Raw genomic sequence first — 4,167 nt, forward strand, 5'->3', positions numbered from 1 at the left:
CGAGACGCGAACGGCTTGCCGTCTGCAACAGCAATCGCTAACCTCAAACGCGATGGCTACAATGAACTTCCCTCAGCTCAAGCTCGGAGTCTATTATCAATTGCCTGGGACAGCATCCAAGATCCGATCTTTCTCCTCCTAGTCGGTGGTGGCATCATTTATTGGATTTTAGGCGACCATCAGGAAGCCTTAATTCTACTAGGTTTCGTCGTCTTCCTCGCCGCGATCGGTTTTTACCAAGAGGGTAAAACCGAACATGCTCTAGAAGCCTTACGCGATCTTTCTAGTCCTCGTGCCTTAGTAATTCGGGATGGAAAACGCAAACGGATTGCGGGGCGAGAAGTAGTGCGGGACGATATCTTAATGCTAGCAGAAGGCGATCGAGTCCCTGCGGATGCGATCGTCTTATCCTGCACCAATCTCTCCACCGATGAATCTTTATTAACTGGGGAATCCCTCCCCGTTCGCAAGGTTGTTGCTGTGGGAGATGTAGAAATGGCGCGTCCTGGGGGCGATGAATTGCCGTTTGTATACTCTGGAACGTTAGTGGTGCAGGGACAGGGGATCGTCAAGGTGCGATCGATCGGTGCTCAGACAGAAATGGGCAAGATTGGCAACGCCTTACAAAAAGTGTCGCCAGAAGTGACTCCTCTTCAACGGGAAATGAATCGATTAGTGAGTCGCTTATTTGGGATTGCGCTAGCATTATGTGTGGCAATTGTCGTAATTTATGGAGCCACGACAGGAGATTGGCTTAAAGGAGTCCTCGCCGGGATTACGTTAGCAATGGCAATTTTGCCGAATGAATTTCCCGTCGTCGTGACAATCTTTCTCGCTTTGGGAGCTTGGCGGATTTCGCAGAATCATGTCTTAGCACGTCGCACTTCCGCCGTCGAAACCGTCGGTTCGGCAACAGTTTTATGTGTAGATAAAACGGGGACGTTGACTCTAAATCAGATGGCTGTGCAGCAGTTATTCGCCTACAACCATCCCGAAAACCCTCAGCCTTACGATTTAGCATTACACTCACAAGTGCCACTCCCTGAAGCAGTTCATGAGCTAGTCGAGTTCTGTATTCTCGCCAGCCAACGCGATCCCTTCGATCCGATGGAGAAGGCATTTAAGGAATTAGGCGATCGATCTCTCGCTCATACCGAACATTTGCACAGCGATTGGAAACTGTTGCGCGAATATCCACTCTCACCGCAGCTACTCGCAATGTCTCATGTTTGGCAGTCAGCGGATGGTAAGTTGTATGAAATTGCCGCTAAAGGCGCACCAGAAGCGATCGCGGATCTCTGTCATTTCACGCCCCAACAGCAGCAACTTCTCACAACCCAAGTTAGTGAAATGGCGGCGCAAGGATTGCGAGTATTAGGTGTTGCCAAAGCGTCTCTTTTGGATGCGCCACCGCCATTTTTGCCTCCCCATCCGGTACTTACTCCCGAACATTTACCCGATAAACAACACGATTTTCCCTTTCAATTTCTCGGCTTAGTCGGACTTTCAGATCCAGTTCGCCCAACCGTTGCAGCGGCAATTCAAGAATGTCATACCGCTGGGATTCGCGTGGTGATGATTACAGGTGACTATCCAGAAACCGCTCAAACGATCGCGCGTCAAGTGGGCTTATTACAAACAGGAGAAACGATAACTGGAGCGGAATTGGATCGCATGAGCGACACCGAACTCCAACAGCGGATTGAAAATACTAATATCTTTGCCCGCGCCGTTCCCGAACAAAAATTACGCATCGTTAATGCCCTCAAAGATAAGGGTGAAGTCGTGGCAATGACGGGCGATGGTGTCAATGATGCCCCCGCGCTCAAAGCCGCCCAAATTGGGATTGCAATGGGGCAACGGGGGACAGATGTTGCCCGTGAATCAGCGGCGTTGGTGTTGTTGGATGATGATTTTTCGTCGATTGTCCAAGCAGTCAAATTGGGGCGACGAATTTTTGATAATCTCCGCAAGGCAATGTCATATCTGATTGCAATTCACATTCCGATCGCAGGGATGTCTTTGATTCCCGTTTTGTTTAAATTGCCATTAGTATTACTACCAATTCACGTTGCCTTTTTACATCTAATCATCGATCCGGCTTGCTCGATCGTCCTAGAAGCCGAACCTGCCGAAGCAAATGTCATGAAGCGTCCACCTCGTAATCCTAAAGAACCGTTGTTCGGCAAGAAAACTTTAGGTTTAGCCATGCTCCAAGGGGGTGGAATATTAGTAGTTATTTTGACAGTCTTTGCGATCGCTACTTACCGCAAGCAAGGTGAATTAGATGTGCGGGCATTGACATTTACGACGTTGATTCTAGCGAATCTAGGACTAATTTTGAGTGAGGGTTCGACCTCGCATCTGAGTCTAAAAATTCTAAAGTCGCCCAATCCGGCTCTGTGGTGGGTAATTGGTGGGGGAGTGTTTTTTATGGCGATCGTCCTGTATGTTCCGTTCTTGCGGGGCTTGTTTAGTTTCTCATTTTTACACCCGATCGATCTGGCAATTTGTTTTGGTGGTGGATTAATTAGCTTACTCTGGTTTGAATTATTAAAGCAAACTACAAAACGAGGTCTTAGTTAGGTTGGCATCGATATTTATACCCGCTTTACAGCTACTAGTAGCTAACAAAAACAAAAATGGAACCTATTCGGATCTTTTACTTTTCTGATGTACTTTGTATTTGGGCTTATATTGCCCAAATTCGACTGAATGAGTTGAAAACAACCTTTCAAGACAAGGTTGAAGTCGAACACCACTTCGTCTCCGTCTTTGGTACCGCTCGTGAAAAACTAGAAAACCGCTGGCGCGAGCGAGGCGGATTGACAGGATACAGCAACCACGTTCTAAATGTCGCCAAAAAATTCGACCACATCACCGTTCATCCTGACATTTGGACGAAAGTTACACCACCCTCATCTACATCCTGTCATCTGTTTCTTCATGCAATTCAACTACTAGAAACGAAAGGTTTAGTAGATCGATCGGCACAGATCTTTGAAAAAGCAATCTGGGCATTTCGAGAGGCATTTTTTAGCGAATTGGCAAATATTGCAGATCGACAGGTGCAATTTGAGATTGCCGAAAAATTACGATTGCCGATCGCTGCAATTCAAGCTCAGATCGATAGTGGTGAGGCATACGCCCAACTTTCCAAAGATTTTGACTTGGTTAAAGAACATACAGTTACGGTCAGCCCTACGCTGATTTTCAATGAAGGACGGCAGCGGCTAAATGGCAATGTGGGCTACCGAGTTATCGAAGCCAATATTCGAGAGTTACTGCACAATCCTCCAGAAGAACAATCTTGGTGTTAGGCATATTAAAGCTATTTTACGAGAAAAATATAATGTTTAACAAATTAATTCAGACGATATTATTGGTAGTTGCCATCTGGTCTTGTCTCTCGATCGATCCTGGGCAAAATTCAATTTTAGCAGCAACTCTTACAGAAACCGCATCGATATCTCAATCAAAGACACCAAATCTATCTAAACCGCTCAATCTGGAATTAAGAATCGATAGATTTCTAATGTCGATGCCAGCAGGTTATTACACGATTGCCAGTGTCGAAAAGCTAAAAAGCCAGTTAGAAAACTCTCAAACCTTATTAGTGGACGTGCGAGAAGCATCTGAATATCGATCGGGACATATCCCTAATGCAATTAATATTCCGCTCCAAACCTTGGCTCGAAATTTAAGTAAAATTCCAACCGATCGCCCTGTAGTTTTGTACTGTTCTTCCGGCTATCGATCGGGCATGGGAGTGATGACACTGCATCTATTTAATTATGATAATGTACGAGGGTTTCTCCCTAGCTTTGTCGGCTGGAAAGCCGCAGGTGAATTAGTTGTTAAATAATAAAGTAACTAGTAGTCTCCGGCGTAAATCTAGTAGGGGCAATTCATGAATTGCCCCTACTAGATTTACTGTCAAAAAATTAACTTTAATGAGAAATTTTATAATGAATTTAATCTACTCGAACGTGTCCAAAATTCGCCCAATCCGCTGGCTAATAGCTGCTTCAATCTGCATTTTGTTAGTTATTTTCATTTCCTTACCTGCCTTTGCTGCTGTAACCCAAATTGAAGAAACTCCAGGACAGATGCTCTACCAGTCCCGCCAAAACCTGCGCGATCGCACCGGAAAATCTTGGCAGGTAG

Annotated in this window: 4 protein-coding genes; all 4 read left to right on the forward strand. The window is 45.6% G+C overall.

The window, feature by feature from the left end; all coding sequences use genetic code 11:
- Positions 1-15: 15 nt before the first annotated feature.
- Positions 16-2,586, forward strand: a complete 2,571-nt coding sequence (locus ACEW9J_RS05535; protein ID WP_373544142.1) for a cation-translocating P-type ATPase — start codon at positions 16-18, stop codon at positions 2,584-2,586.
- A 56-nt stretch (positions 2,587-2,642) separates the two neighbouring features.
- Positions 2,643-3,320 (forward strand): DsbA family protein, encoded by a 678-nt coding sequence (locus ACEW9J_RS05540; protein WP_373544139.1) that lies wholly within the window; start codon positions 2,643-2,645, stop codon positions 3,318-3,320.
- 32 nt (positions 3,321-3,352) lie between these two features.
- A complete protein-coding gene (locus tag ACEW9J_RS05545) occupies positions 3,353-3,865 on the forward strand; it encodes a rhodanese-like domain-containing protein (RefSeq protein WP_373544140.1) in 513 nt (170 codons plus the stop codon).
- Positions 3,866-3,968: 103 nt separating this feature from the next.
- A partial coding sequence (locus ACEW9J_RS05550) for a DUF3122 domain-containing protein (RefSeq protein WP_373544141.1) occupies positions 3,969-4,167 on the forward strand: 199 nt, incomplete at its 3' end.

It is taken from the genome of Chamaesiphon sp. (genome assembly GCF_041737865.1).
Lineage (GTDB): Bacteria > Cyanobacteriota > Cyanobacteriia > Cyanobacteriales > Chamaesiphonaceae > Chamaesiphon.